Origin of the sequence: Streptomyces sp. YS-3 (assembly GCF_045257485.1) — a bacterium.
In the GTDB taxonomy this organism is placed as follows: domain Bacteria; phylum Actinomycetota; class Actinomycetes; order Streptomycetales; family Streptomycetaceae; genus Streptomyces.
The window spans coordinates 1-2,175 of record NZ_JBJHPC010000852.1 but is presented as its reverse complement, the minus strand read 5'-3'; the positions used below and the strand labels follow the sequence as shown (position 1 = coordinate 2,175).

Annotated in this window: 1 protein-coding gene; it reads left to right on the top strand. The window is 75.1% G+C overall.

Going from position 1 to position 2,175, the window contains the following annotated elements; genetic code table 11:
* Window positions 1-400: 400 nt before the first annotated feature.
* On the top strand, window positions 401-2,173 hold the full coding sequence (locus ACJA3G_RS35550; protein WP_406557158.1) for a S8 family serine peptidase: 1,773 nt from the start codon (window positions 401-403) through the stop codon (window positions 2,171-2,173).
* The last annotated feature ends 2 nt before the right edge of the window (window positions 2,174-2,175 follow it).

Below are 2,175 nucleotides of genomic sequence, written 5' to 3'. Positions count from 1 at the left end.
GCTGGGGCCATGAGGTCCTCCTCTTGGATACGGGAACGTATCGGATACGTGAATGTATCCACAAGGGGTCTGACCAGGCAGACTGCGACCGTCCCGCCCCACGCGGACCGCCCGGCCGGGACCCTCGTACGCGTCCGCCCGGGACCCTCGTACGCATCCGCCTGGAACCCCGTACGCATCCGGCCGGAACCCTCGCACGCACCGGGCGGGGATCTCCGTACGCATCAGGCCGGTTGTCCGATACCGCCCCCAAGGATTCGGCCGCGTCCGGCGTTCCCGGCCCTTTGTCGCGTTTGCGTCCTGTACAGCTCCCGTTCCCCGCAGCAGGGTTCTCCCCGGCGGCAGGGCCGCGGCGCCCCGGGGGAGCGCGTACCGAGACGCGACGGATGGGAGGCGAACCATGGGCGACTCGCTCGGGGCGGCCGGTCCGGCCGGGGCGCAGGACCCCGGGCCCGAGGGCGCGGGTTTCGCGTACCACCCCGTCGAGCGGGAGCTGATCGTCGTCGCGCTCCCCGAGCTCACCGCGGGCGGCTCGGCGCTGGACGGGGAGCCCCCGGGTTCGCCGGCCCTGGACATGTTCCTGATGGACCAGCAGCTGGCCCTTGAACCGCTGTTCGGCAGTGAGGCCAGGGTGCGGGAGGCGCTGGCGCTGCTCCCCCGGCACGGTGTCGACGTACCCGACCTCACGCTCTTCCACCGGGTCCGCGGCGGCGAGGACCGTCTGGAGGAGCTCGCCTGCCGGCTGGCGGGGCTCCCCGGAATCGACACGGCGTATGTGAAGCCGAGCGCGCTCCCGGCGACGGGCCCGTTCGGCGGGAGGGAGGAGGACGCCGGAGGTCCCGACGACCGCGCCGGTGAGGGGCGGCGCGAGAAGGAGGGGGCCGCGACCCCCGACTTCAGCGGACGCCAGGGTTATCTGGGGCCCGCGCCCGGCGGCGTGGACGCGGCATGGGCGTGGCTCCAGGCGGGCGGCTCGGGCGAGGGCGTGAGCATCGTCGACGTGGAGGCGGCATGGCAGCTCGGCCACCGCGACCTCGGCCCGAAGCTCGCCGGGATGGTCGCGGGCACCCCGGTCGAGGACCTGGCCTGGCGCAACCACGGCACGGCCGTGCTCGGGGTGCTCGGCGGCAGCCGCGGCGGCAGCGGCACGCTGGGCATCGTCCCGGAGGCCGTCCTCGCGGTCGCGTCGATCCACGGCATCGGCACGGCCCGGGCCGTCACCTGCGCCGCCGACCGCCTCGGCGCGGGTGACATCCTGCTGGTCCCGCTGCACCGCCCCGGCCCGCGTTTCGGTTACGCGGCCGACGACGACCAGCGCGGACACATTCCGCTGGAGTGGTGGCCCGACGACTTCGCGGCCGTACGGTACGCGACGGCCCGCGGCGTGGTGGTCGTCGAGGCGGCCGGGAACGGCGCTGAGAGCCTGGACGACGCGCTGTACGAGGCGCGCCCGGACGGCTTCCCGGGGTGGTGGCGCAACCCGTTCGACCCGGCGGCCCCGTCCTCCGGCGCGATCGTGGTCGGCGCGGGCGCCCCGCCCCCGGGCACCCACGGCCGCGATCACGGCCCGGACCGCTCGCGCCTCGGCTTCTCCAACTTCGGTACGCGCGTGGACGCCCAGGGCTGGGGCCACGAGGTCACCACGGCGGGCGGCTTCTGGAACCGACCGGGCGAACTCCAGGGCGGTCAGTCGGAGGACACCTGGTATACGGACGCGTTCTCCGGTACGTCACCGGCGGCGGCGCAGGTCGCGGGCGTACTGGCCGCGCTCCAGGGGATGCTGCGCACGGCGGGGCTCGCGCCACTGGCGCCCGAGCCCCTGCGCGCGCTGCTGCGCCGCACCGGCTCGCCCCAGCGGGAGGCGCCGGGCCGCCCGTCCTCGCAGCACATCGGCACCCGCCCGGACCTGCGGGCGATCGTGGCCGACCTGGTACCCCGCCGGACCACGGAGGGCCTGGCGGAACGCTTCCGGGACGATCTGCTCCCCGACCCGCGGACCGGCCCCACGCGGCTGCACCTGTACGTGAACGGCGCCTGGCGCACCCTGACCAACCCCGAACCGCATGTGCGCATGGCGGTCCACACGGCGTTCGCGGGCGCCGGGCATGTCGTACGGGTGCGGTACACGGATGACGACGAGGTGGTGGGGGTGAGGGTGACGGGGGAGAGGTGAGG